Below are 24,535 nucleotides of genomic sequence, written 5' to 3' on the forward strand. Positions count from 1 at the left end.
TTCAAGGGTGGCGAGGCGCGCTCGCCGATGGTCCGGTCAGGACGCCGGACCGGGCGCCGGCAGGCCTACGATGGCCCGCCCGATTTCAGGGCTGCCAGACGCTCCACCACCTCGCGCTTGCCGACTCCGCGCAAGGCAGCGATGGCGGCGAGGTTCTTGCCTCTGGGGCGTGCTTTGCCCTGCTCCCAGGCGTACACGCTCTGCCCCGATGCGCCGACCAGCAGCCCGAAATCCGCAGCCGACAAGCCCAGGCGCTTGCGATTGCTGGCCATGCCGGAGGCGCGGAACCGGAACTTGTCAGCGCCCTCCGCTTCCTCGACCGCAGGTGGCGATGGCGGCCGAGCGGGGGCGGCGCGCGCGGACTGTCGCACGGACCGCTCCAGTTCGCTGACCCTGCGCTTCAACGCGGCGCTTTCCGCGCGCGCTGCCGCGAGCGCCTTTCTGATCGAATCGACCTCGCCGCGCAATTCCTTGCGAGCCAGACGAACGATCTCGGCCTTGAGCACGGATGCAATGTTGGGCATCCAAGGATTGTGCCAAGGACCCGAGGAAGACCGGGGATCATCGCCGTACGGGCGGAAGCCGTCAGGACCCGTGTCGCAGTTCAAAGCGACCGCTTTCCGGCGTAGGTCGGCGAGGTCGCTGTCCATGGACGACCCGTTGCAGTCCCACGCGCGACTGAATCAGCCGCCTTGAAGCCGTCGTTCGCGGCCCCGATCCCGGATGCCAAACCAGGCCGTCACCTGAGTTGATGCACAGGATCCTGGTTCCGATTGCAACCGGGATCGCCGTGGGGCTGGGTACCCCTCGGTACACTCCCGACCCGAATGCGCCGCACGTCCGTCCTCCTCGTCATGCTGTTTGCCATGCTGTGGCAATCGGTGGCGCTCGCGCGCGCGGGTTCGACGGTCAACGCTCTGGCCGACATGGAGCACGCCGCGCTGCACTGGCAGGAAGAGGGCCACCATCACCACGAGGATGGTTCCTACCACCGCGACGACTCGCCCGAATCCGTCCAGCACGTGATCGCCGATCATGTGAGTGCCTCCGCGGCGCTGCTCGTGTCGACGTCTCATGGCTTTCCTCCCCCGGGATCGACAGTACCCGCAGGCCTCCTGAAGGCCGCCGTGCCCGACCCCGACCCTGAAGGCCTGCTCCGGCCACCTCGCTTCTACTCCTGACCCGCCTTCGCGGCGGGCGCCCGCCCATGGGCGCCCGGCCTTCCGCCGCAATGGCCTTCCACGCAAGCCCCTGTCCGCCGCTGGCGTGACGCGAGCGTGTGTCCGGCCGCGCCGGCTGCCGAACTGTCAGGATCGATGTGAAACCTCTCCCATGGCTGTCTGCCTGCGTGATCGCGGGCAGCCTGGCCGGTGGGCCCGCGTGGGCCCAGCCGGCCGCATCCCCGCCGGCTTCACCGGCCTCCGCGCCGATTCCAACCGCAGGCACCGTGAGCCTCCGAGCAGCCCTGGAAGCTGCTTGGCAGCGCGCGGTGGTGGCGCGCGAGAGGGAGGGCCAGCGCCGCCGTGCCGAGGTCGACCGCGCCGTGGCGTCGAGCCTTTGGGCTGCGCCGCCCTCGCTGGCCATGAGCCACCGCGACGACCGCCTGCAGGGCAACGCGGGCCGCCGCGAAACGGAGATCGGTGTCGCCGTGCCCTTGTGGCTGCTGGGCCAGCGCGCCGCACGCGCCGGCACGGCCGAGGCTGCCGCCACCCAGGCCCTGGCCGCAGAACAGGTGGCGCGCCTGCGCCTGGCCGGTGACCTGCGCGAAGCCGCGTGGCAGCTCGCCGCGCTGCAGGCCGAAATGGCGCAGGCCGAAGCCCAGGCGCAAGCGCTGAAGCAGCTGGCCGACGACGTCGACCGGCGGGTGCGGGCCGGTGACCTGGCGCGCGCTGATGCCCTGGCCGCGCAGGCCGAGGCGCTCGCCGCGTCCGCGCTGAAGACCGACGTGCAGCAACGGCTTCAGGCGGCGCGGTCGCGTTGGACCTTGCTGACCGGACTGACGGCAGCGCCGGACTTGAAGGCGGACCTCGCGACCGAAGCGCCCGCCGCCGCACACCCCGAACTGCAGTTCGCCAGCCAGTCCACCGAGCTGGCGCGCCAAAGGGTCGAGCTGATGCGCCGCTCGCGCCGCGATGCGCCCGAACTGACCATCGGCGTGCGGCAGGACACGCCAGGCCGCGCCGAGTCCTCCCAGGGCAGCCTGGTCGTGGGCCTGCGCCTGCCCTTCGGCACCGACGACCGCAACCGGCCGCTGGAGGCGGCGGCGCTCACGGAACTCGACGTGGCCCAGACCCAGGAGCGGCGCTTGCGCGAGCGCCTGGACAGCGACATCGCCGCGGCGCGCGAGGCGCAGCGCTCGGCCCAGGCGCAACTCGAGGCCGAGACCGCCCGAGCCCGGCTGCTCCGCGAACGGACGACGCTGATCGACAAGTCCTTCCGTGCCGGCGAGACGCCGCTGCCGGACCTGCTGCGTGCGCTCGCCGCCGCATCGCAGGCCGACAGCGCCGCCGCCCGCCAGACCGCTGCGTTGGGCCTCGCCCGCGCCCGACTCCAACAAGCCCTCGGACTCCTCCCATGAACACTCCATCCTCGCGCCGCGCCAAGAGGCCGCTGCCGGCCCTCGCGCTGGCCGCACTGCTGGTCTGCGGCAACACCCCCGCGCTCGCCGCCCCCGGTGCCCACGGCCCCAATGGCGAGCACCTGGACAGCCCGAGCACGATGCGCGCGGCATCCGCGCTGCCGCGTGTCGAAGCCAAGTCCGAGACCTTCGAGCTGGTCGCCGAACTGCGCACCGGCGAGCTCACCATCCTCGTCGACCGCTACGAATCGAACGAGCCGGTGCTCGGTGCCCAGCTTGAGGTCGAGAGCGGCCCGCTCAAGGCCGTCGCGGCCTTCCGTGCCGAGCAAGGCGACTACGTGGTCACCGATGCCGCGATGCTGAAGGCGCTCGCTGCGCCGGGCGAGCACGGCCTCGTCTTCACGCTGGTGGCCGGCAAGGACAGCGACCTGCTCGACGGCACGCTGGTCAGCACCTCGGCCCGCGCTGTCGCCTCGGCGAAGGACGATCACGGCCACGCGCACGGTGGCGATGACCATGGTGACGACCACGAACTGGAGCGCGCGGCCTGGATCGGTGCCGGTGTCGCGGCCCTGGGCCTGATCGGCGGCATCGCCTGGTGGCGCCAGCGACGCCGCGAGGCCGGCAAGCTGCAGGGAGGCCTGTGATGCAACACCAGCTCGCTCGAACCTCCGTCGCCCTGGCGCTGGTCCTCGCCGCTGCGATGCTGCCGGTGGCCGTGACCCGCGCAGCACCCGGCGCCCACGGCCCCAACGGCGAACACCTCGACGCGCCCGGCGCGGCTGTCAATGCCTCCGGCCTGGCGCGCCTTCCCGACGGCAGCGTCAACGTGCCCAAGCTTGCGCAACGCCGCATGGCCATTCGCACCGTGTTGGCGCCTGAGTCCGAACCCGCCGCCACGGTCGAACTGCCGGGCCGCGTGGTCATGGACCCGAACGCGAGCGGCCGCGTGCAGGCCGTGCACGGCGGCCGCATCGAACCGGGTCCGCGAGGCCTGCCGGTCGCAGGTCAGGCGGTGAAACGCGGCGACGTGCTGGCCTACGTGCGGCACCATGCCGAGCCCTACGCGCTGGGTACGCAGCAGGCCCAGCTGGTCGAACTGCGCGCGCAGCGCCAGATCGCCGAGCAGCGCGTGCAGCGCCTCGAAGGCCTGGAAGGCACCGTGCCGCGCAAGGAGATCGACGCGGCCCGCACCGAAGCAAAGAGCCTGGCGGAGCGCGAGCGCAGCATCGGCGCCAGCCTGTCGTCGCGCGAGGCGCTCATCGCGCCGATCAGCGGCGTGATCGCCCGCGCGGACCTCGTCGTCGGGCAGGTCGTCGAGCCGCGCGACGTGCTGTTCGAAGTGGTCGACCCGGCCCGGATGCTGGTCGAGGCCACCACCGCCGACGCCAGCCTGGCGGCCCGCCTGGCCGGCGCTTCAGTGCAAGGACTTCCGGACGTGTCGCTGCGCCTGCTGGGCGCGTCGCGCTCGATGCGAGACGGCGTACTGCCGATCACCTTCGCCGTCGGTGCGGCCAAGCCGGGCACGGCGTTGCCGCTGGCGATCGGACAGCCGGTCACGGTGGTGGCGCAATCGAAGGAGCGCATCAAGGGCGTCGTGCTGCCGGCGGAGGCGGTGGTGCGCAACCCGTCCAACGAGCCCATCGTCTGGATCAAGTCCGGCGCCGAGCGCTTCATCCCGCAGCCGGTTCAGTTCCGGCCGCTGGACGCGAACACGGTGGTCATCACCCAGGGCCTCAGCGCGGACAACCGCGTCGTCGTCCAGGGCGCACCGCTGATCGCGCAGATCCGCTGAACGGAGACTTCTCATGTTCAACTGGATCGTTCGCTACAGCCTGCACAACCGGCTCTTCGTGCTGGCGGTCGCGGCGCTGCTGATGGTTTACGGCGCGATGACGGCCTGGCGTACGCCGGTCGACGTCTTCCCCGACCTCAACAAGCCGCTGATCACCGTGCTCACCGAGGCCGGCGGCATGGCGCCGGAAGAGGTCGAGCAGCTCGTCACCTTCCCGCTGGAGACGGCGCTCAACGGCATGCCCGGCGTGACCCGCGTACGCAGCACCTCGGGCGTCGGCCTGTCGCTGGTCTACGCCGAGTTCGACTGGGGCACGGACATCTACCGCAACCGCCAACTGGTGGCCGAACGGCTGGCCATCGTGCGCACCCAGTTGCCCGGCGACATCACGCCGGTGATGGGCCCGGTGTCGTCGATCATGGGCGAGGTGATGCTCGTCGCGCTGCCATTGGTTCCCGGTGACGGCAAGGCACCCGTGGCCACGCCGATGCAGGCACGCGAGTACGCCGACTTCGTGTTGCGCCCGCGCCTGCTGTCGATTCCGGGCGTGTCGCAAGTGATCCCCATCGGTGGCGAGGTTCGCACGCTGCGCGTGGCGCCCAACACGGCGCGAATGGCTCAGTTCGGTGTCTCGCTGACCCAGGTGGAGCAGTCGCTGAAGGGCTACGCCTCGAACGCTGGCGGCGGCTTCATCGACCTGAACAGCCGCGAGTACCTCATCCGCCACCTGGGCCGCACGAACCGCGCCGAGGACCTGGGCGGCATCGCGGTGGCCTGGAAGGACGGTCGCGCGATCCTGCTGGACCAGGTCGCCACGGTCTCGTTCGCGGCGGGACTGAAGCGCGGCGACGCCGGCTACAACGGCCTGCCGGCCGTCGTGATCAGCATCCAGAAGCAGCCCGATGCCGACACCGTCAAGCTCACCGCGCAGATCGAATCGGCGCTCACCGAGCTGAAGCAGGGGCTGCCACGAGGCCTCGCCGAACCGCGCGTGCTGTTCCGCCAGGCCGACTTCATCAAGGCGTCCATTGGCAACGTGGCCGAGGCGCTGCGCGACGGCGCCATCATGGTCGCCATCGTGCTGTTCGCCTTCCTGCTGTCGGCGCGCACAACAGTCATCTCGCTGGTGGCGATCCCGCTGTCGCTGGCGGTCACGGCGCTGGTGTTCCAGTGGCTCGGCCAGTCGATCAATGTGATGACGCTCGGCGGCCTGGCCATTGCCATCGGCGAACTGGTCGACGATGCGGTGGTGGATGTCGAGAACATCCTTCGCCGGCTCAAGCAGAACCGGGCAACCGGCAACCCGCTGTCGGTGCTGGAGGTGGTGCGCCGCGCCAGCGTCGAGGTGCGCTCCGGCATCGTCTACGCCACGGTCATCGTCGTGCTCGTCTTCGTGCCGTTGTTCGCGCTGCCGGGCATCGAGGGGCGCCTCTTCACACCGCTGGGCATCGCGTACATCGTGTCCATCGGCGCCTCGATGCTGGTCTCGATGACCGTCACGCCCGTCATGTGCTACTACATGCTGCCGACGATGAAGCGGCTGGACCATGGCGACAGCCCGCTGGTCGCGTGGCTCAAGCGCCAGGACACCCGGCTGCTGAAATGGTCCTTCGGCCGCGCCCGGCTGCTGATCGCGCTGGCTGCCCTGGCCGTGGCCGGTGCCGCGGCGACGGTGCCCTTCTTCCCGCGCGCCTTCCTGCCAGTCTTCAACGAGGGTTCGCTGGTGCTGGGCCTGGTGATGCAGCCGGGCACGTCGCTGGCCGAGGCCAACCGCGTCGGCGCGGTGGCCGAGACGCTGATCCGCCAGGTGCCCGAGGTCGCGCAGGTGGGCCGCCGCACCGGCCGCGCCGAACTCGACGAACACGCCGAGGGCGTGCACTCGGCCGAGATCGACGTCGACCTCAAGCGCTCGGACCGCGACCGCGAGGCCATCATGGCCGACATCCGCGACCGCCTGTCCACGCTGCCCGCGCAGGTGGCCATCGGCCAACCCATCAGCCACCGGCTGGACCACCTGCTGTCGGGCGTGCGGGCGCAGATCGCCGTGAAGATCTTCGGCGACGACACCGACACGCTGCGCGGCCTGGCCGAGGAGACGCGCGGCAAGCTGGCCACCGTGCCGGGGCTGGTCGACCTCACGGTCGAGAAGCAGGTGCTGATCCCGCAGATCACCGTGCGCCTGGACCACCGCAAGGCGGCGCAGATGGGCCTGTCGCCCGGCGAGGCGATCCGCGTGCTGCAGGCACTGACCGACGGTGCGCACCGCGCAGACATCGTCGACGGGCCACGCCGCTACGAACTGGTGCTGCGCCTGCCCGACCAGCAGCGCAGCCCGCAGGACCTGGCGCGCACGCTGATCGACACGCCGGCCGGGCGCATCCCCGTGTCCAGCATCGCCACGGTGGAAGAAACCGACGGGCCGAACCAGATCGGCCGCGAGAACGGGCGCCGCCGCATCATCGTCTACGCCAACACCGACGGCGGCGACATGGGGCAGGTCATCAAGGACATCCGCGGCATCATCGCCAAGACGCCCCTGCCGCCCGGCAACTTCATCAGTCTCGAAGGCCAGTTCCAGGCGCAGGAACAGGCAACGCGCCTGATCGCGGGCCTGTCAGTCGTATCGCTGGCGATGATCTTCCTGGTGCTGTACAGCCGCTACCAGTCGGCGGTTCTGGCGGGCATCATCATGGCCAACATCCCGCTCGCGCTGATCGGCTCGGTGGTGGCGATGTGGATCGCGGGCGTGCAACTGTCGGTGGCGTCGATGGTGGGCTTCATCACCCTGGCCGGCATCGCCACGCGCAACGGCATCCTGAAGATCAGCCACTACATCAACCTCGTCAAGTTCGAGGGCGAGAGCTTCTCGCAGGCGATGATCGTGCGCGGCTCGCTGGAACGGCTGACGCCGGTGCTGATGACGGCGCTGGTGGCGGCCTTCGCGCTGACACCGCTGCTGCTGGCGGCCGACGCGCCGGGCAAGGAGATCCTGCACCCGGTGGCGGTGGTGATCTTCGGCGGGCTGGTGAGCTCGACACTGCTCGACACGCTGCTCACGCCGGTGCTGTTCTGGCTGTTCGGCGAGAAGGCCACGAAGCGGCTGACCCAACCCGAGCTCGACCCGGCCCCAGACGCCACGCCGGCGCAGGAAGCCTATTGAGTTGAAATCAGGCCTGGCGGCGCCGCCTGCTCCAGTGCGCCGCACCCCAAAGGAGTTTGCAGAGATGAAGAACAAGCTGTTGGCCGCCGTCGTGCTGGGCCTGTCGGTCCTGTCGTTCAACGCCGCCATGGCCCACGGTGGCGCCAAGCCCAAGCACGGCGGCGTCGTCGCCACCGCCAGCGACCTGGGCTTCGAACTGGTCGGCACGCCCGCAGGCGCCGCGATTTACATCGAAGACCACGGCAAGCCTATGGCGCCTACCGGCATGAGCGGCAAGCTCACCGTGCTCAACGGCGCCGAGAAGTCGGAAGCCGAGCTGACCGTGGCCGGCGACAAGCTGGAGGCCAAGGGCGTGAAACTGGCGCCGGGTGCCAAGGTCGTGGCCGCGCTCACGACCCCGGCGAAGAAGGCGATCACGGTGCGCTTCACCGTCAAGTAGATGGCCTTGTCACCCGACGCACTGCCTGCCCTGCGAGGCGGGCTGCTCGCCCTGCTGGCCGCGGCGCTGTTCGGCGTCAGCACGCCGCTGGTGCAGCAGTTCGGTGCCGGGCTGGGCGCCTTCAGCACCGCAGCGCTGCTGTACGCGGGTGCTGCGGCGGTGGGCCTGTTGTCGCGCCAGCGCATCGAGCGCGAAGCCCGCCTGCAGCGCAGCGACCTGCCGCGGTTGTTGGCCATGGCCGCCTTCGGCGCGGCCATTGGCCCGGTGGCGCTGGCCTGGGGCCTGCAGAACACGAGCGGCACCAGCGCCTCGCTGATGCTCACACTCGAAGCGCTGTTCACCGCCGTGCTGGCCTGGCGCCTGTACCGCGAGACCATGGACGGTCGCGTCTGGACGGCGATGGCGCTGCTGCTGGCCGGGGGCATGGTGCTGGTGCTCGACCAGGGTCGCACGGGAGGTGCCCAGCTGTGGGGCCTGCTGGCCGTGCTGCTGGCCACCGCGGCTTGGGGCATCGACAACACCCTGTCTCGGGCGCTGGCGGAGCGAGACCCCGGGCAGGTCGTGATGGCCAAGGCGCTGCTGGGTGCCACCGCGACGGCTGCGCTGGCCCTGGCCTTCGGCGAGCCGCTGCCTTCGGCGATGGCGGCGCTGGCGCTGTTCGTCATCGGTGCCACGGGCTACGGCCTGAGCCTGCGGTTCTACCTGCTGGCACAGCGGGCCTTCGGCGCTGCACGCACGGGTTCGGTGTTCGCCTTTGCGCCCTTCATCGGCGCGGCGTTCGCGGTGCTGCTGGGCGACCGCGCCGTCAGCGGCCTGATGCTGCTGGGCAGCGTGCTGATGTTGGCCGGCGTGTTGCTGCACCTGGCCGAGTCGCACGGCCACGAGCACGAGCACGAGGCGTTGGAGCACGAGCACGCCCACCGCCACGACGACGGGCACCACGAGCACGTGCACGATGTGATGCCCGTGGGTGAGCACAGCCACCGCCACCGGCACGAGCCGATGCGGCATGCACACGCCCATGTGCCGGATGCGCATCACGCGCATCGCCACTGAGCGCGGGACGTTGCGGCCGGCGCGGAAGGGCTACGGGCCGACGCGGCGCCGTACCGCGTCGACCAAGGGCCCGATCGCCGACGGCGGAAACGGCGACACGCTGCTGACGTTGATCTCGCACAGCACGTAGCGCTCGGCGCCGTCGGCCGCGGGCTCGCCGAGCATGAAGTCGCAGTCCCACAGCAGCGGAAGCTGGTCGTGCGCGAGGCCGACACGCTCTCGCAGCAGCGTGATCCAGCCCGACTCCAAGTGCTGCCTGAGCGGTTGGAATGCAGGCAGCTCTGGCCCGTGATAGAGCCGCGGCCCCGGCAGCGGGGCATCGGGATGCAGGGCGTTCACCGCCTGGAGCCCGAAACCCGCCACGCGATCCGCCACCAGATACGCGCGCACCATGCCCTCGCTCAGCCGCGGCTGCCACGCCTGGTCGATCATGTGGCCGCCTTCGGCAGGCTCGAAGTACGGCGCCAGCGTCGCCTGCAGTGTCGCCATGTCCATGCACTGCGACGTGCTGCCGCGCTGGGCATGCCGCGCGGTCAGAACGCCATCGCCGGCCTGCTCGACCCGCCACACGCCGATGCCGCTGTGGCCGCGATGCTGCTTGAGGACGCGCGGGCCGTGGCGCAGGCGCAGTGGCAACTCCGACGCCAGCTGCGCCAGGCTGTCCACGCGGCGCACGTCGCTGCCGAACGGCAGGTCGCGGGTCTCGACCAGCACGTCCTTGGTGCCCAGGCGCACGATCGCATCGGGGTGCGCGCTGACGAGGGCGCCGGCCTGTGCCACCTCGCGCAGCAGCGCATCGAGACGGTCGCGCCGGCGGCCATCCTCGATCGGGTTGCACCACACCAGCACGGCCTGCACGCCGCGCAACTGGGCCATCACCTCGTCGGCGAAATCGTCGTGCCAGACCGCCGGCTCGGCGACCACGCCGGCCTCAGCGAGTGCCTCGAACAGCGCCGCGAATCGGCTCGCCGCGGGGTCGGCACGGTCGCGCGCGGAACGGTCGCCGGGATACAGCAGCGCGACCCTCGGAGCGGGCACGGCGCTCATGGTGTCTGGGGCCTGTCGACCAGGGGCCGGCCCGCTGCCTGCCAGCCGTCGATGCCGCCACGCAGATAGCGCGCGTTCAGGCCGGCGGCACGCAGTCGCATCGCCGTCGCTCGGCCGACCTCGTGACCGTACACGCAGTACACGACCAGTTCGCGGTCGGCGGGCAGTTCTGCGGCCCAGTCGGCCGCCAAGGCAGGGTCGCACCAGCGTGCCCCGGGAAGCATCTTGCGTGCCTGCGCGAACACGCCGGCCCGGCGCACGTCGAGCACCACCGCGTCGCCGACCTCGTCCAGGCTGGCGCCGAAGGCCTCGCTGGCACAGTGCACGGCCCGCTGGTAGCGGCCGTACACCGCAGCCCAGTCGATGTTGCCCATGAACGCATCGACGTAGGCGCCCGCGGCAGCGCCGTAGTCCATGTGATACGCATGCTCGTACATGTCCAGCGCCAGGATCGGCACGCCGCCGGCCACCGTGTGGGTGTGGTCGGCGGCCCACTGGTTGACCAGGGTTCCTTCGCGCGGCTGGAACACCAGCAGCACCCAGCCGGAGCCACCACCCAAGGACCTGCCCATGGCAATGAACTCCTCGCGCCAGCGCTCGACGCTGCCGAAGTTGGCATCGAGCGACAGCTTCATGGCCGGCTCCATCGTGACGCCGTCGCCGCCGAGGCTGCCGAAGTAGAGCTCGTGCAACAGCATCGAGTTGGTGGCGATCAGTTCCTCGCGCTTGAGCCCGTTGACTTGGAAGCCCGGCGCGGTGCCGAACGGCAGGGCCGCCAGCTTTGCGCGGATCGCGTTCAAGCGCTTGACGGCGCCGCTGTAGTTGTTGTCGTAGTGGCTGTCGATCAGCTCCTGGGACAGGTTGCGCAGCGTCGAGGGATCGATCGGCAGCGGTTGGATGCGTGCGTCCATGGAAGTGCCCTTTCAGCGCAGCGCAGGCGCGAACAAGGTGATGACCAGGCCGGCAGCGGCGCAGGCGCCGAGCAATGGGATCACGCCGACCTTGAAGCGAAACAGCGCCACTGCGGCGGCCAGGCAGATCACCGCCGACAGCAGGTCGAATCGCCCGCCGAAGCCTTGTGGCCAGAGCACGTGGTAGGCAAAGAACATCGCCAGGTTCAGGATCACGCCGACCACCGCCGCCGTGATGGCCGACAGCGGCGCCGTGAAGCCCAGCTTGCCGTGCGTGGCCTCGACCAGCGGCCCGCCGGCCAGGATGAAGACGAACGACGGCAGGAACGTGAAGAAGGTGACCACGGTGGCGGCCAGCGCGCCGCCGACAAACAGCGCCTCGGGCCCCAGCACCTGCTTCAGCCAGCCGCCGACGAACCCGACGAAGGCCACCACGATGATCAGCGGGCCGGGAGTCGTCTCGCCCAGCGCCAGGCCATCGATCATCTGCGGCCCGCTGAGCCACTGGTGCGTCTCGACCGCGCCCTGGTACACATAGGGCAGCACCGCATAGGCGCCGCCGAAGGTGAGCAACGCGGCCTTGGTGAAGAACCAGCCCATCTGCGTCAGCGTGCCCTGCAGGCCGTTCGCCGCCACCAGCGCGGCCATCACCAGCAGCCACAGCCCGAAGCCCGCCGCCAGCACCTTCGCCAGGTGGCGGCGCGAGAGCCGGGCGTGCCGGGGCGTCGGCGTGTCGTCGTCGATCAGCGCGGGCCCGTAGCTGGCCTTGGCACTGCCGTGACCGCCGCCCAGCGCGAACACCTGCGGCCAGCGTCGCGCGCCGAAGTGGCCGACCAGGCCGGCCGCCAGCACGATGGCGGGGAACGGCGTATCGAAGGCGAAGATCGCGATGAACGAGCCCGCGGCGATGCCCCACATCCAGCGGTTCTTCAAGGCCCGCGTGCCGATGCGATGGGCGGCGTGCAGCACGAGTGCGGTCACGGCGGGCTTCAGGCCGAAGAAGATGCCGGCCACCAAGGGCACGTCACCGAAGCGCAGGTAGATCCACGACAGCGCAATCAGGATGAACAGCGAGGGCAGCACGAACAGCGCGCCGGCCACGATGCCGCCCCAGGTGCGGTGCATCAGCCAGCCGATGTAGGTGGCGAGTTGCTGCGCCTCCGGGCCCGGCAGCAGCATGCAGTAGTTGAGCGCGTGCAGGAAACGCTGCTCGCTGATCCAGCGCCGGCGCTCGACCAGCTCGGTGTGCATGATTGCGATCTGCCCGGCCGGGCCGCCGAAGCTGATGAAGCCGAGCTTGAGCCAGAAGCGGAAGGCCTCGGCAAAGCTCACTGCGGCCGGTGCGGCTGCGGGAGCCGTGGGCTCCTCGGCGATAGGTGTCGTGGCCGTGCTCATGTCGCTGGTCCCGGTGCGGCGTACAGCGCGTCGAACACGGACGCCGCCGCCAGGTTGAGTTGATCGTCGTCGGCGTGGACCTCGCGCAGGCCGGACAACACGGCCTCCAGACCGGCAGCCTCGGGCACGGGAATGCCGCCGATGTCGAGGAAGTGCACGGCCCGCGCGATGCGCTGCAGCCTCGGGTCCGTATCCAGCCCGAAGCTGGCCGCCAGCACTTCGAAGCTCACGCGCGAGCCGACGTGCGTGAAGCGCGCACCGTCGTAGTCGAAGCCCAGCGCGCCACGAGGTGCGGGGGTCGCTCCTGCCGGATCGGCCAGCCAGACGAAGCGCGCCTCGGGATCAACGAAGCGGCGGATCAGCCAGGCGCAAGCCAGCCGATCCACCCAGGGCCGCGCGCGCGTGGCCCAGCGCTTGCCACGGAACTTGCGCGGGTCGAGGCGCGGTATGCCGTGCGGTGCCTGCGCCACCGGCTCACCGCGCGAGAAGCGCGCGTCGAGTGCCTGGCGCAGCACGTTGAGTTCGGCCTGCGCCTGTTCGGCAGCCGCGCCGGGGTAGTAGTCGATGCGCCGCAGCCCTTGCAGCGCCTCGTCGATGCCGCGCCAGCGCCGCCGGGCCTCGGTCTCGTCGAGCGAGGCCAGGGAGGCGGCGAGATCCTGCGCCTCAGCGCGCCATTCGCCATAGGCATCGCTGCGGTCGAACAGGGCCAGCACCTCGGCACGCTGAGCCTCGTCGCTGGTGGACAGTTCGAGCACGCTGGCCTGCCCGCCGTGGGCGCGGACCTCGACCACGAGCGGATCGAACAGCCCAGCCTGGGCCTTCGGCAGCACGTAGGCGCCATCACGCAGCGCGCCGCAGCCTAGGCCCTTCAGCGCACGCCAGACGCGCAGGCGAACGGCATTCGGCTGCGTCGGCAGGGTCAGGAAGAGCACGCTCCACATGTTCGAAGCATACGCTACACCGTGAGAAATAAACACTACATCAACTTGGACCAGCAGCTCCGATGGCGCTGGCGGCTCGATCGAGCCTCGAGGGTGGGGCAATTTCCCCGCCCGCCACAATGAATCGCATGCCGCGTCGGGTGATTGCCCTCCTTTTCTTCCGTTGTCTTCTTCTGGTCCGGTATCAGCGCACTCAAGGCACCGAGCGACTTTGCGCAGCCGTCGACGGACCAGCAGCACCCCATCACCCACGCTGGGGGACCGGCCGCATTGAACGACGGCTCGGTGGCAGACCACCACCTGGACGACCTGCCCTCTCAGGCGCAGAGCGATCCATCCACCGACACACCGGGTCTGCTGCGGGCACCCGTAGCATCCGTTGCGCCTGCATCGGTGATGACCATGGCACGAGCCGCCGTGACCACGGCTGCAGGTTCGCCGTGCCTCGCCGGGCCTCTGCGCCCACCTCGCAGCGACGCCATCAAGGCCTGACCAGCGGCTTCGTGCCCTGGCGCCTGGCCGCTGCGCAGCCGCGCGACGACGTCGCACCAACCCCAAGAACAACCACGGCGCCACGACTGGGTTCGCTCGTCGCGTGCGATGCCTCCTGTCGCTGCTGACCCTGCGGGGTCCGGCCAGCGACACCAACGAATTGCGGACAGCCCGCACTCTCCATGGAAATCGCCATCCTCTTCGCGCTCATCGTGCTCAACGGGCTTTTCGCGATGTCAGAGATCTCGCTCGTGACCGCGCGCAAGGATGTAGCCATGGCATGGCTGTGCTTGGCGACACTCGTGTGGGCGTACATGCCGCGGCGTCGGCTATCGCCATCGGGTGGTACCAGACATCGTCCAGGCGGTCGTTGGCGAAGGCCCGCACTTGGCCGAGTCCGGGTACTTGTGTAGGGCCGCTGTGTAGACACTCATCGCCACGTCGCTGGCCCACTCGAGCAGCGCAACTGCCGTGGTCGCCGGGGTCCGACCAGCGCTCTCGCTTAGACGTTCCAGCCTGCCCGGCACCTCGCGTGTTTCACCCAGGATGGGTCTCGCCAGTCCCCGGTGGATCATCGGCGGCGACAACCGGCCCGACACAGCCCGCATCCAGCAGGCGCTCCCACTCGGCCAGGGTCAGATCGAGCTCGCGGCCACCCAGGCGCACGCGGAACACCAGCGATCGCCGCTCGACATGGTGAACGCCAGCGGGAATGCGCAGCGGCACGCCTGCCGCCGTGGTGGCTTCGCAGTCGGTGAAGGCATAGCGCTCGACGGTCATGGTCAGGGCGGAACCGGTCTGCAGGAGATGTTGATCCGCCCACTATACGAACCGTCAGCCTGCCCGCACGCCCAGCAACTGGGCAGCGCCACGTTCCGGGCCCCCGACGTGGAGGACTCGGAATCGATTGCCCGCCCAAGCGTCGGCCGAGCCGGTCGCTTGGGCGGGCATTGCCGCGATGAGACCTCGGGTCCGTTGCCGACCGAGGGACCCCGTCCGATACTGACTTGGCTTCCTGCGGACATCGCGTCTGCTCAGCCTTCATCGGTGGCTCCGGTCGCCCTGAAGTCCAGCCCAGCTGGCGTCGCAGTCGTTACCTGCCTTGTGTCCCGTCCGGCAGCTCCGTGTGCCGGGCCGATTCAGATCCATCCGGATCCGAAACCAGGAGCCGGCCATGACCCCGTGTCGTGGCCCCTCCTCGCATGCGCCGATCACGACCTCTGCGTCGTGACGCGCCCTGCGCTCACCAGCCCGGCCTGATCTCGATCAGTAGCCTGGCCTGACGCACGCATCTGCCCTGGTCCCGTCCTCTCGGATGCGGACCTCCGCAGCTCGCGCACGCATTGGTGCGCGACCAAGCGCCTTGTCTTCCCGGCAAGGCATCCCAGACGGGGAACCCCAGTTCCCCGCCAGGGATGGGCGTTCCCCTTCACCCCTGAAGGAGAACCCCCATGAGTCCCGTTCCCTGGAACCGCGCTGTCGCGCCGGTGTGTGCACTGCTGGGTGGTGCCGGGCTTGCCCGTGTGCCCGCCCGGCGGCCTGTCACCCTTCCGGCGCTGCTCCGGCCCCGGCCCTGCACGCCCCATGCGTCCACGCGCGTGGTGTGCGAGGCCGCGGACCCTCTGGCGTCCGAGCGCTGCACGACGGTGTGCTGACCATGACGGTCGACACCTACCGCAGGCGCATCGCCTCGACGGCCATCGTGCTGGCCCGGGAGGATCCCCTCCTGGTCAAGGAAGTCATCGCCCGGCTCCGCGCCTCGGGCGAGATCGCGGCCGACGACCTGGTCTATCTGGACCGGATCGCCGACCGCTGGATCGGCATTGCCGAGGGCCTGCGCAGAGGCGCCGCTCGCGTGCTCACGACCTGATGGTCGCGGGCATCGAGTCGTCCGTCGCGGCACCGCCGTCGGCTCGAACTCGTGCCGATCGAGTCCTGGGTTTCGGGGATGGTGAACCGACCGCCAGCGATGGCATCGGGACGCCATCACCCGACACCCCGTTTTCCTCGGCTCTCAGCCGTCCTCGCCATCCACCCTCCGGGAGTCACCGTCTCCCGTCGGGGTCGGGGTTCCCTCGCCTTCTTGGAGAACCCCATGAGTCACGCTTTCCCAGACAGATCCTTCCAGAGCGCGTCACCGCGGCGCAGCACCATCGACATCGAGGAACAGCGCGCCTGGGTCGGCTTCTACAGACGCGTCGGCCGTGACGTCGCCCTCGCCGCCGAGGTGATGGCGCAGCTCGACGGCGACGCCGAGATGAAGCGTCGCCACCTGGCGCTGTACCTGTCCTGCAAGCAGTCGCTGCGCGTCCACAAGGCGCGCCAGGCCCGCGACAAGCGCATCGGGCAGTGGCTGCGCCTGCTGGTCCAGTGGACGCTGCAGCGACCCGCAGCCTTCGTCGGCGGCGTCACGCAGAAGGCGTACCACCGCACTGCGGACGTCCTGGACGAAGCCATTGCCGCTGCACCGCCAGCCTCGCCAGCAACATCGAAGCGGGGCGCGCGCCCAGCCGCGGCCCGTGACGCCGACAGCAGGCCCGAACCGGCCGCCGCGCAGGTTCGTCAGCTGCTGGGCGATGCCGAGTTCGCCGACGCGCACGCCCGCTTCCAGCACCAGGCCGGCATGTCCCCGGCGTCGCCGGTCAGTGGCTCCGAAGGCGGCTCCGAGCGTGCCCCGGAACCTCCCGTCGACGGCCCCGCAACCGCCGTCCAGATCAGCCGGCGCTGATCCGAAGACCGAGCCCCGGCGCAGCCCCATCGGCTGCACCGGGTTCGCTCGCTGACGTGCCTCGGCCAAGGACTGACGTCCAGCGGCCTGGCGCGACCGGCACCCCATCCAACCGCCCGCGGGCCCGCCCGCCAGGGCCGGTGTCCGCCCTCCCCACTTCGAGAGTTCACCATGCGAGACATCACCCTGAATCCCGAGCAACGCCTGTATGTGATCGCCACCGAAGGTGGCGTGACCTGCTTCGGCTTCGACAACGCCCGCGACCATGCCCGGCAGATCGCGCAGCGCCTTAAGCGTCCCGACCTGATGCCGACCGCCGACGACGCGGCCAGCCTCACCGGCTACGAGAAGTACCTCGCTGCGGTGCGTGCCTGGGGCGAGTCCGCCCAGGGCCACGGCACCTACTTCGATCCCGGCACGGACCCTCGCCTGGCGAGGGTGCTGGAGACCTGCCGCCGGGACGGCCGCAAGGTGCGGCTGGTGCTGGGCGACACCGGCACCGGCGCGAGCTGGCTCGACGAGTTCGACGCGGTCGGCACGGTCGGCCGCTCGACCGGCCTGCTGAAGGTGCCGCTGCTCGTCGAGCCGGGCCAGGCGGGCGGCACGGCCATCCTCTGTGCGAATGTGCTGGCACTGATGGACTGGGACACCGGCCTGCCCCTGTACCGCCACCCGCGCTGGCAGCCACCGGAACTGCGTATCCGCGCCAGTGATGACGATGCCCGTCCCTGGGCCGTGGTGCTGCACGAGCAGCCCGTGGCGAACTTCGACGACATCGGCAAGGCCGGTGCGTACCTCGCGTTCATGCGCGGGGCGAGCGTCGAGCCGCGGGTGTTCCGCTGAGCTGTCCGGTCGAACGTTCGAGACCCTTCAGACGGCGCGATCCAGATCCACGCCAGGCCGTCACCCAGCACGCCCCCGGCCCAGCACCGGGGGCGTTCCTGTTTCCGAGACTGCGAACGGGGCGACGGGCGCTCAGCGACCGGTCAGGGACTGCACCTCACGCTCGATCAGCCAGTGCAGGAACCGGGTGTCATCGGAGTGGCCCCAGTAGTGGGCCTTGCAGCGGCGGACGTAGGCCTGCAGGTCCGCGACGCTTCGGATGGACCCCGGCTCGATGGCGGTGATGCGGGCCAGCCGCGCCCGTTCGGGTCGGGTCAGTCGAAGCTGGTTTCCGGAGCGCAGCATGTCGGGTCGGCCTTGTCGGTAAGCCGCGCATCTTCGCGCGCCTGAGCAAGTCTGTGCGCATCCGCTGCTGCCCGCGGCGAAGAAATTTCTGCAGTGACAGCCGAGTGCCTCTGCGGTGTCACTTTTGCAGTCTGCCCGCCAAGACATCCGCGCAGGCCGTGGCCCAACCACAACGGCGCGGCCACGCGCAGTGCGGTCACGCGAACCGTGCCACCTCCCCGCGTACCGATGCCCGACCAAGGCACGGACCCTGGCGCCCTTTGCGCGGGCAAGCGCGGCAAAGGCGCTGTCGCTGGCACCGCCCCGGTTGAATCCCCGGCGCCGATGGCGCAGACTTGCCGGGCTCACACCCACTCCCGAGAGGAGTGTTTCCGATGCCGACCGAACGGGCGGCAGCGGCGTCGCAGTCGTTACCTGCCTCGGATGATCATCTGAGCCACCGTGCCGGCCACGTTCCGTCGTGTGTCTGCACATCCTTCCCTTGCGGGGACACCAGTCCCTAGCCTGTGAAGGAAGGGAACGGCGTTCCCGTCTTCCTTTTCGCCACGAGAGGAGAACGCCATGAACTTCCACCCTTTCCAGGGTCTTCAAGATCTGCCGGACCTGCCCGATGCCGCCCATGCGTCTCGGGAGGACCTGGTGGCAGAGATGCTGGGCCTGCAGGCCCACCCATTGCCAGGCCCGACGCCGGCAGCGCTGCGCGTCAGCGACCGGGAGACGCCCCACGAGGACCCGGCCACGCAGCAGCTCCTGACGCGCCGACTCGGTGTCGCCCGCGAGTTGCTGATGCGCGAGCTGCGTGACCGGATGGCGCAGGGGCCCGTGATGTCGTCGCCCCAGGTCCTTCGGGACTGGCTGCGCCTGCGCTGCGCAGGCCTGCAGCACGAGGTCTTCCTCGCGCTGTACCTGGATGCCAACCACCGGCTGATCACCCACGAGGAGGTGTTCCGGGGCACGCTCACCCAGACCTCGGTGTACCCGCGGGAACTGGTCAAGAGCGCCCTGGCCCGCAACGCCGCCGCGATCGCGGTGGCCCACAACCACCCGAGCGGCCAGGCCGAGCCGAGCCGCGCGGACGAGTTCCTGACGCAGACGCTGAAGTCGGCGCTGGCGCTGGTGGACATCCGCCTGATCGACCACTTCGTCGTCGCCGGCGACCAGTGCGTCAGCTTCGCGGAGCGCGGACTGCTCTGACGCCATGTGCGGCAGTCACGCCCTGCACGACCCAGTCGCGAGAAGGGCGCCGCCGAGGCGGTGCCCCTCCCGCCGATCCCACCCCAACCAAGGATGCCCATGTCGGCGAGAAGACGCCCGACCTGCCCCTGCTGTGCCGGCCACGGCGTGCCCCTGGGCGCGCTCGGTCGCCTGCACTGGTTCCGCTGCCGCGACTGCGGCATGACGTTCGCCCGCGCCGGACGTTCGAAGCGCACGCCCCGTGCGCCCTCGACCGCAAGGCAGGCGACCGAGTCCCCCACATCTCCCAGTTCATCCCGAGGAGGAAGCCACGATGCATACCCTGCCCGCCACCGGCCTGCGACAGCAGGCCGAGATGCTGGCCAGCCTGTCCCTGAAGCATCTGAGTTCGGCAACGCGCAACAAGCTCGCCGATGACGACCTGTCCGTGAACGCCTACCCGACCGACTGCGGCGGGTTCGTCTATGTCGGGGCACCGAAGTACCGCGTGCCGTCGGAACCCGATCTGGCCATGCTGTTCGAGGTGGCCGAATCCGCCGGTGTGGCCTGGCTGATGTTCGATCGCGAGGCGGCGGTCATCGACGGGCTGCCCGTGTTCGACAGCGCGGAGCCCGGACCATGAGCCAGCACCTCGCGACGGCGACGCTCGACGGACACCCCGTCGAGATCGTGGCCGGCTTCGATCGACGCCTGGGGGACTACTTTCTCCAGGTCATCGACGAGCGCAACGACATGCTCTACACCAGCCTGCAGGAGCCCCTGCTGGACTGGACGGACATCGGGACCCTGCGCGCCAAGGTCGCCGAACTCGGCCTTCGGCTGCCTGCGCAGTTGGTCGACGAGGTCGAGGGCGATGGCCGTCGACGCGCGGGCAACCGCATCGTCCGCCACCTGGCAGACGGGCCGCCAGTCACGCTGCTGGCGGGCTGACGCTGCCCGCTGATCGACCTCGGCGCCGCGCGCCCATCCCGGCGGGGATGGGGCCGGCGCCCTTTCTCTTTCTGCCACACCGGGTCACGACTGCACCGCTCGTTCACGTTGACGCTGCCGAAGGCGCTTCACGTACGGCGCATCGACCGCCTCGTCCGGACCCAGGCCCAGAGCGCAGCTCAGCAAGCTGGCGACGCAGCGATCACTGAGTTCAAAGGAATGCGGCAGGAACCCGAAGTTCCGACTGCTCTGCTCGTCGATAGCGACGAAGAACGCCCTGAACGTGTCCGCCAGGCTCGCACGCGGCCCTTCGGTCCCGGCCGCCGTGAGCGGATCGTGCGGAAGGGGAGCCGCTCGCGCCGCATCATCGGCAATGGCCTGAGCCACAGCGCTCAACGGCGGCCAGTACTTGAGATCGAACTGACCTGTCAGGGTTTCGAGCCTCGCCTTCACCCACTGTTCGTAGCTGTAGTTCCGTGCGGCAGCAGCGTGAATCGCATCCACCGGGTGGTAGAGCGTTTCACAAGAGAACCCGGAATGGTTCTTCAACTCGGTGCGCTCGTCCAGCAACTCGGCCAGGTGCGCCGCAACCCTTTCGATCTCCTGGTTGACCTCGACCAGCCTGGCCCTTCCTCTGCGAGCCTCCTGATTCGACTCAGGACTCCAGAACGCCGCCGTGCTCTGCACCAGATCGAAGAAGACCTTCAGGGCCGGCGGATGCTGGACGAGCTTGCCGTGGATCTCGGCATAGGCGTCCTCCAGCTCGAGGCCTCGTTCAAGCAGTCGGTCGATCACCCTGACTTCACTGGGCAGGATCGACTTCTCAGTCTTGTCGGCACGATCGGCCTTCAACAGCTGCTCGCAGGCGTGCCGGGCTTGCTTGGGCGTGGTCGGATGCGTCGTCATCGTGAATCCTCTTTCGATGTGCGAAAGAGTACTCGTGGCGCCGCGAGCCGTCGGTACCTGAATCCGTGAGTCGCGCTGGCGCTTCAGGTACCCGGCCGTGTTCACCAGAGATGCCGCAACCGCGCCATTCCGCCCACGTGCGCTGCTCTACTCGACCGACGAGGTTGAGTGCAACGCCGCCATCGCGTCCAGATCGATCACCGCATCCGCCATCGCCGTCAGCTCCGGCGTCTGCGACACGAAGAATTCCCGCGCGTAGCCACCCAGTTCCAGCACCCGCCGCTTCATCGCCATGAACATGCGCTTGCGCTCCGGGTCCAGCGGTCCGTCGGTCTCGTCGGAGAACAGGGTGTCGTAGCGCCGGCCGGTGTTCTGCGCCAGGTACAGCGCGACGGCCCTCACCAGGCACTCGTTGATCCACTATGCCGAGAACCCGGACATGCCGAGTCCGCGATCCGGCCGGCGTCCCCGCCCCTGCAACTGCGCCGCAGGTGCCTGCGAAGCGATGCGGCATAACACGTCGGGATTCGGGACGATGAGCCCAGACGCGCGCGGCGGCAAGAGCCTCAGCCTGATGAGCGGCGGTGAGCGAACTTTCATCGACGCCTGCCTGACGCGCGCGGTCGCCCTGTACTTGGCCCAGAACACCGGACGGCGATTCGACACGCTGTTCTCCGACGAGGCCGATGGGCCGTTGGACCCAGAACACAAGCGCATGTTCATGGCCATGAAGCGCGAAGTCCTTCGGCTCGGCGGCTACCGGCAGGAGTTCTTCATCACCCAGACCCCGCACCTCGCAACGATGGCCGATGCAATCATCGACCTCGACGCCATGCAGGTCGATGCGCTTCGGGACGTTGCACTCGTCGCTGAAGAAGCCAGGATGTAGAGCGAGCGGATCACGATCGCGGCGCGGGGTTCCTGATCGAATGGAAGGGTCGTTCGGTCGACACACCGCAAACGTCGGCACGTACCGCGTACCGCATTGGGCGCGATATCGACTCTACGAGGCGAACGTGCGCGATGTGCGCACAGGTGCCGTTCAACCGCGAGGGCTGTGCGTCTGTGGACGGCCAGCAGCCGTTGGGTGGTGCGTCCGGAAGCGGACGTCGATTACCCAGACCAGCTCATTGCATCAAAGCTCCGATCAATGGGCAGGTGGGCGGAGCGGGCGTCGGCGCCTAGCTGAAGGGTAATCGCGTGTCGCCGAGGGCTGAACCTTCGACATGCGAAGCGGGGCCGGGACGTTAGCGGGCAGCCCCAGTGGTCGCATCTGCCTGGGCGATGAACGCCAGCAACGCGGGCGTCGACTGCTTCTCACGATGCACAACCAGATGACATTGCCGAAGCTGCCGCGGCAATGTCGTGGAGACGCGGCACAGACGTCCAGCCTCCAGCGCATCGTTCACTACCCAGGCGGACAGGCAAGCCACCCCCAACCCTTCCTGAGCGGCACGCTGGATGGCCTCCGAACTGCCTAGCTCGATGCTGCGCCGGTAAGAACGCAGGTGGGGCAGCAAGCTCTGGTCGGTGGCCTCGCGCGTGCCAGAGCCCGTTTCGCGAACCAGCCAGACCGCCTCACGCAGCGTGCGCAGGGGAATGCGATCGCCCGCCCGGCTTGACTGGGCCAGCGCACTGTCGGGCGCAGCCACGACCACCATCTCGTCCTGCAGCCAGGGGGTGACCACCAGCTCCGGCTGGTGGCTGGGCCCCTCGATCAGCCCCACGTCGAGTTCGAAAGCGGTCACGGCATCGCAGATGGCGGCGGTGTTCCCGATAACGACCTTCGACCGCCAGGCGGCGGCGCTGCCGGGCTGCTGTGCCCCCATGAAGCCAGCGAGCAGCTTGGGCAACACGTAGTTGCCAATCGTCGTGCTGGCGCCGATGCGCAGCGACTGCGCCTGCGCGCTGCCGTCGCGCGACATCTGCTCGATGCCTGCGGCGCCGTCGAGCAAAGCCAAAGCCCGCGGCAACAGCGCGCGGCCGTTGTCGTTCAACAGCAGGCGTTTGCCGGCGCGGTCGAACAGGCGCAGCGAAAGCAGGCGTTCCAGCTCGTTGACGGCCGAACTGGTGGCCGATTGCGACAGCGCTATCTCAGCGCTGGCCGCCGTGGTGCTGCCGCTGCGCGCCACGGCGACAAAAATCTGCAGCTGACGCAGGGTGAGTCGAAGCACGTCCACGGTGATTGCCGTTGTTATCGATTTCGCAGGTACATCTTAGTCATACAACCCGTTGGACGGGTTGATTGCCAAGCTCTAAATTTGCCTGGCCGCTCGATCACGGGGCGGCGGCCCGCCGCACCACCACCGGCATCTGGAGCCCGACATGCTGACCCTTGAACGAACAACCCCACGCCCCGCAGCACCCGGCCCGCTGGCCCCACAGGCACTGCATGCCCTTCAATGGGTTGCTGCCCGGCGGCCAGTGGCGGGCTTCATGGGGCCGGCCCGCGACGTGGCCCATGCCGTCTCGACCACCTTGGCCGCCGACAGCAGCATCGACCCGCAGGTGCTGCGCTGGATGCCGGTCGCAGTGCCGCTGGCGGCCGTGCTGCTGTGCGCCGGCATCGCCTTGATCTGGGTGCTGGCGTGATGCACGCGCTGTCGACCTCACAAGCCAGCCCTGGCCCGGTAGCCCGCCGCCGCGCAGCCCAGTTGCGCTTGCAGTTCGCGGCACTGATGCCTGGCCTCGTGTTGAGCGGCGCTTTGGCCGGTGCGGGCATGGCGCTAGGCCGCATCGGCTGGCTGCAGGACCACGGCTTCAGTGCGCTGACGCTGGCCATCGTGCTGGGCATGATCGTCGGCAACACGGTCTATCCGTTGGTCCCGCGCCTGGCCGCGGCCAGCGGTGCCGGCGTCAACGTGTCCAAGCAGAACCTGCTGCGCCTGGGGGTCGTGCTGTACGGCCTGCGGCTGACGGTGCAGGACATCGGCCACGTCGGCATCGCCGGCGTCGCCATCGACGCGCTGGTGCTGGGCTCGACCTTCGCGCTGGCCTGCTTCATCGGCACGCGCTGGTTGGGCCTGGACCGCAAGACGGCGATGCTGATCGGCACCGGCAGCTCCATCTGCGGCGCCGCCGCGGTGATGGCTGCCGAACCGGTGGTCAAGGCGCGCGCCGAGCAGGTAACGGTGGCGGTGGCCACGGTGGTGGTGTTCGGCACGCTGGCGATCTTCCTGTACCCGGCGCTGTTCGAGCTGAACCAGCACTGGGCGCTGATTCCGGGTGGCGCCAACGGCTTCGGCATCTATGCCGGCTCGACCATCCACGAGGTGGCCCAGGTGGTGGCCGCGGCGCGTTCGGTGGGCCCGGACGCGGCCAACTCGGCCGTCATCGCGAAGATGGTGCGGGTGATGATGCTGGCGCCGTTCCTGGTGATGTTGTCGGCCTGGCTGGCACGTGACGACAAACGCCACGCCCAGACTTCCGCCGCCACGGGCCACGCTCAAGGCAAGCTCGCCGTGCCCTGGTTCGCCTTCGGCTTCGTCGCGGTGGTGTTGTTCAACTCGCTGCAGTGGCTGCCGGCCTCGGTGGTGGCGGTGACGACCGAGATCGACACCGCTTTGTTGGCCATGGCCATGGCCGCACTCGGCCTGGCCACGCACATCGGTGCCATCCGCAAGGCCGGTGCCAAGCCGTTGCTGCTGGCGCTGATCCTGCTCGGCTGGCTCATCGTCGGCGGTGCCTTGATCAACCGCTGGGTGCCGGCCCTGCTGGGCTGAAGCCTCGAATTCACGGCCCGACGGAATACGCCGCCGGCCGTCAACGTCCACCA

Annotated in this window: 24 protein-coding genes and 2 pseudogenes; 16 read left to right on the forward strand and 10 right to left on the reverse strand. The window is 69.5% G+C overall.

Annotated features, from left to right (window positions below; all coding sequences use genetic code 11):
• Positions 1 to 65 precede the first annotated feature (65 nt).
• Positions 66 to 650, reverse strand: a complete 585-nt coding sequence (locus WDZ95_RS01350; protein ID WP_425775920.1) for a helix-turn-helix domain-containing protein — start codon at positions 648 to 650, stop codon at positions 66 to 68.
• A 177-nt stretch (positions 651 to 827) separates the two neighbouring features.
• Between WDZ95_RS01350 and WDZ95_RS01355 the strand changes: the two genes are divergently transcribed.
• From WDZ95_RS01355 to WDZ95_RS01385, 7 genes are all read left to right on the forward strand, one after another.
• Positions 828 to 1,181, forward strand: coding sequence for a hypothetical protein (locus tag WDZ95_RS01355; protein WP_425775921.1), 354 nt, complete (start codon positions 828 to 830; stop codon positions 1,179 to 1,181).
• 266 nt (positions 1,182 to 1,447) lie between these two features.
• Positions 1,448 to 2,578 (forward strand): TolC family protein, encoded by a 1,131-nt coding sequence (locus WDZ95_RS01360; RefSeq protein ID WP_425775922.1) that lies wholly within the window; start codon positions 1,448 to 1,450, stop codon positions 2,576 to 2,578.
• Positions 2,575 to 3,225 (forward strand): hypothetical protein, encoded by a 651-nt coding sequence (locus tag WDZ95_RS01365; RefSeq protein WP_425775923.1) that lies wholly within the window; start codon positions 2,575 to 2,577, stop codon positions 3,223 to 3,225. The genes WDZ95_RS01360 and WDZ95_RS01365 overlap by 4 nt, the downstream gene beginning before the upstream one ends.
• A complete protein-coding gene (locus tag WDZ95_RS01370; protein WP_425775924.1) occupies positions 3,225 to 4,373 on the forward strand; it encodes an efflux RND transporter periplasmic adaptor subunit in 1,149 nt (382 codons plus the stop codon). Before WDZ95_RS01365 ends, WDZ95_RS01370 begins: the two co-directional genes overlap by 1 nt.
• Positions 4,374 to 4,386: 13 nt before the next feature.
• A complete protein-coding gene (locus WDZ95_RS01375; protein ID WP_425775925.1) occupies positions 4,387 to 7,533 on the forward strand; it encodes an efflux RND transporter permease subunit in 3,147 nt (1,048 codons plus the stop codon).
• 64 nt (positions 7,534 to 7,597) lie between these two features.
• Entirely contained in the window at positions 7,598 to 7,972 is a 375-nt protein-coding gene (locus WDZ95_RS01380) for a hypothetical protein (protein WP_425775926.1), read from the forward strand.
• The gene (locus WDZ95_RS01385) at positions 7,973 to 9,028 is read left to right on the forward strand and encodes a DMT family transporter (RefSeq protein ID WP_425775927.1); all 1,056 of its coding nucleotides are present in this window, start codon (positions 7,973 to 7,975) and stop codon (positions 9,026 to 9,028) included.
• Positions 9,029 to 9,058: 30 nt separating this feature from the next.
• Here WDZ95_RS01385 and WDZ95_RS01390 read toward each other — a convergent pair whose 3' ends face one another.
• The 5 genes from WDZ95_RS01390 to WDZ95_RS01410 all read right to left on the reverse strand — a co-directional run bounded on the left by WDZ95_RS01390 (position 9,059) and on the right by WDZ95_RS01410 (position 14,594).
• A complete protein-coding gene (locus tag WDZ95_RS01390) occupies positions 9,059 to 10,075 on the reverse strand; it encodes a Cj0069 family protein (protein ID WP_425775928.1) in 1,017 nt (338 codons plus the stop codon).
• Positions 10,072 to 10,986 (reverse strand): Fe-Mn family superoxide dismutase, encoded by a 915-nt coding sequence (locus WDZ95_RS01395; protein WP_425775929.1) that lies wholly within the window; start codon positions 10,984 to 10,986, stop codon positions 10,072 to 10,074. Before WDZ95_RS01395 ends, WDZ95_RS01390 begins: the two co-directional genes overlap by 4 nt.
• A 12-nt stretch (positions 10,987 to 10,998) precedes the next feature.
• Positions 10,999 to 12,381 carry a chromate efflux transporter gene (gene chrA / locus WDZ95_RS01400; protein ID WP_425775930.1) on the reverse strand — a complete coding sequence of 461 codons (1,383 nt, stop codon included), beginning with the start codon at positions 12,379 to 12,381 and terminating at the stop codon, positions 10,999 to 11,001.
• The gene (locus WDZ95_RS01405) at positions 12,378 to 13,322 is read right to left on the reverse strand and encodes a chromate resistance protein ChrB domain-containing protein (RefSeq protein ID WP_425775931.1); all 945 of its coding nucleotides are present in this window, start codon (positions 13,320 to 13,322) and stop codon (positions 12,378 to 12,380) included. Before WDZ95_RS01405 ends, chrA begins: the two co-directional genes overlap by 4 nt.
• 1,029 nt (positions 13,323 to 14,351) lie before the next feature.
• On the reverse strand, positions 14,352 to 14,594 hold the full coding sequence (locus tag WDZ95_RS01410) for a hypothetical protein (RefSeq protein WP_425775932.1): 243 nt from the start codon (positions 14,592 to 14,594) through the stop codon (positions 14,352 to 14,354).
• Positions 14,595 to 15,471: 877 nt separating this feature from the next.
• Here WDZ95_RS01410 and WDZ95_RS01415 point away from each other — a divergent pair.
• From WDZ95_RS01415 to WDZ95_RS01425, 3 genes are all read left to right on the forward strand, one after another.
• Positions 15,472 to 15,684, forward strand: coding sequence for a hypothetical protein (locus WDZ95_RS01415; RefSeq protein ID WP_054018420.1), 213 nt, complete (start codon positions 15,472 to 15,474; stop codon positions 15,682 to 15,684).
• Between the two features lie 225 nt (positions 15,685 to 15,909).
• Complete coding sequence (locus tag WDZ95_RS01420) at positions 15,910 to 16,542, forward strand: hypothetical protein (RefSeq protein ID WP_220787597.1); 633 nt, start codon at positions 15,910 to 15,912, stop codon at positions 16,540 to 16,542.
• Positions 16,543 to 16,713: 171 nt separating this feature from the next.
• Complete coding sequence (locus WDZ95_RS01425; RefSeq protein WP_425775933.1) at positions 16,714 to 17,385, forward strand: hypothetical protein; 672 nt, start codon at positions 16,714 to 16,716, stop codon at positions 17,383 to 17,385.
• Positions 17,386 to 17,517: 132 nt separating this feature from the next.
• On the opposite strand, the gene WDZ95_RS01430 is transcribed toward WDZ95_RS01425, so the two are convergent.
• Complete coding sequence (locus WDZ95_RS01430; RefSeq protein WP_054018255.1) at positions 17,518 to 17,730, reverse strand: hypothetical protein; 213 nt, start codon at positions 17,728 to 17,730, stop codon at positions 17,518 to 17,520.
• Positions 17,731 to 18,378: 648 nt separating this feature from the next.
• Between WDZ95_RS01430 and radC the strand changes: the two genes are divergently transcribed.
• The 3 genes from radC (at position 18,379) to WDZ95_RS01445 (ending at position 19,854) form a co-directional block, all read left to right on the forward strand.
• Positions 18,379 to 18,924, forward strand: coding sequence for a RadC family protein (gene radC, locus WDZ95_RS01435; RefSeq protein ID WP_425776239.1), 546 nt, complete (start codon positions 18,379 to 18,381; stop codon positions 18,922 to 18,924).
• Positions 18,925 to 19,237: 313 nt separating this feature from the next.
• On the forward strand, positions 19,238 to 19,546 hold the full coding sequence (locus WDZ95_RS01440) for a hypothetical protein (protein ID WP_104301980.1): 309 nt from the start codon (positions 19,238 to 19,240) through the stop codon (positions 19,544 to 19,546).
• Positions 19,543 to 19,854, forward strand: coding sequence for a hypothetical protein (locus WDZ95_RS01445; protein WP_425775934.1), 312 nt, complete (start codon positions 19,543 to 19,545; stop codon positions 19,852 to 19,854). The genes WDZ95_RS01440 and WDZ95_RS01445 overlap by 4 nt, the downstream gene beginning before the upstream one ends.
• An 84-nt stretch (positions 19,855 to 19,938) precedes the next feature.
• Here the strand turns inward: WDZ95_RS01445 and WDZ95_RS01450 are convergent, their stop codons facing one another.
• Positions 19,939 to 20,760, reverse strand: a complete 822-nt coding sequence (locus WDZ95_RS01450; protein ID WP_250195613.1) for a hypothetical protein — start codon at positions 20,758 to 20,760, stop codon at positions 19,939 to 19,941.
• Between the two features lie 147 nt (positions 20,761 to 20,907).
• Positions 20,908 to 21,180: pseudogene (locus WDZ95_RS01455) on the reverse strand (SMC family ATPase); the annotation flags it as partial.
• A gap of 124 nt (positions 21,181 to 21,304) precedes the next feature.
• On the opposite strand from WDZ95_RS01455, the pseudogene WDZ95_RS01460 reads away from it, so the two are divergent.
• A pseudogene (locus WDZ95_RS01460) lies at positions 21,305 to 21,649 on the forward strand (hypothetical protein); the annotation flags it as partial.
• A 358-nt stretch (positions 21,650 to 22,007) separates the two neighbouring features.
• Here the strand turns inward: WDZ95_RS01460 and WDZ95_RS01465 are convergent.
• Positions 22,008 to 22,940, reverse strand: a complete 933-nt coding sequence (locus tag WDZ95_RS01465; RefSeq protein WP_133611279.1) for a LysR family transcriptional regulator — start codon at positions 22,938 to 22,940, stop codon at positions 22,008 to 22,010.
• A 145-nt stretch (positions 22,941 to 23,085) separates the two neighbouring features.
• On the opposite strand from WDZ95_RS01465, the gene WDZ95_RS01470 reads away from it, so the two are divergent.
• Together WDZ95_RS01470 and WDZ95_RS01475 are read left to right on the forward strand one after the other, a co-directional pair.
• Complete coding sequence (locus WDZ95_RS01470) at positions 23,086 to 23,352, forward strand: hypothetical protein (RefSeq protein WP_425775935.1); 267 nt, start codon at positions 23,086 to 23,088, stop codon at positions 23,350 to 23,352.
• Positions 23,353 to 23,438: 86 nt separating this feature from the next.
• Entirely contained in the window at positions 23,439 to 24,482 is a 1,044-nt protein-coding gene (locus WDZ95_RS01475; protein ID WP_425775936.1) for a YeiH family protein, read from the forward strand.
• Positions 24,483 to 24,535 lie beyond the last annotated feature (53 nt).

Origin of the sequence: Hydrogenophaga sp. T2, from assembly GCF_049843535.1 — a bacterium.
Taxonomy (GTDB): domain Bacteria; phylum Pseudomonadota; class Gammaproteobacteria; order Burkholderiales; family Burkholderiaceae_C; genus Hydrogenophaga; species Hydrogenophaga crocea.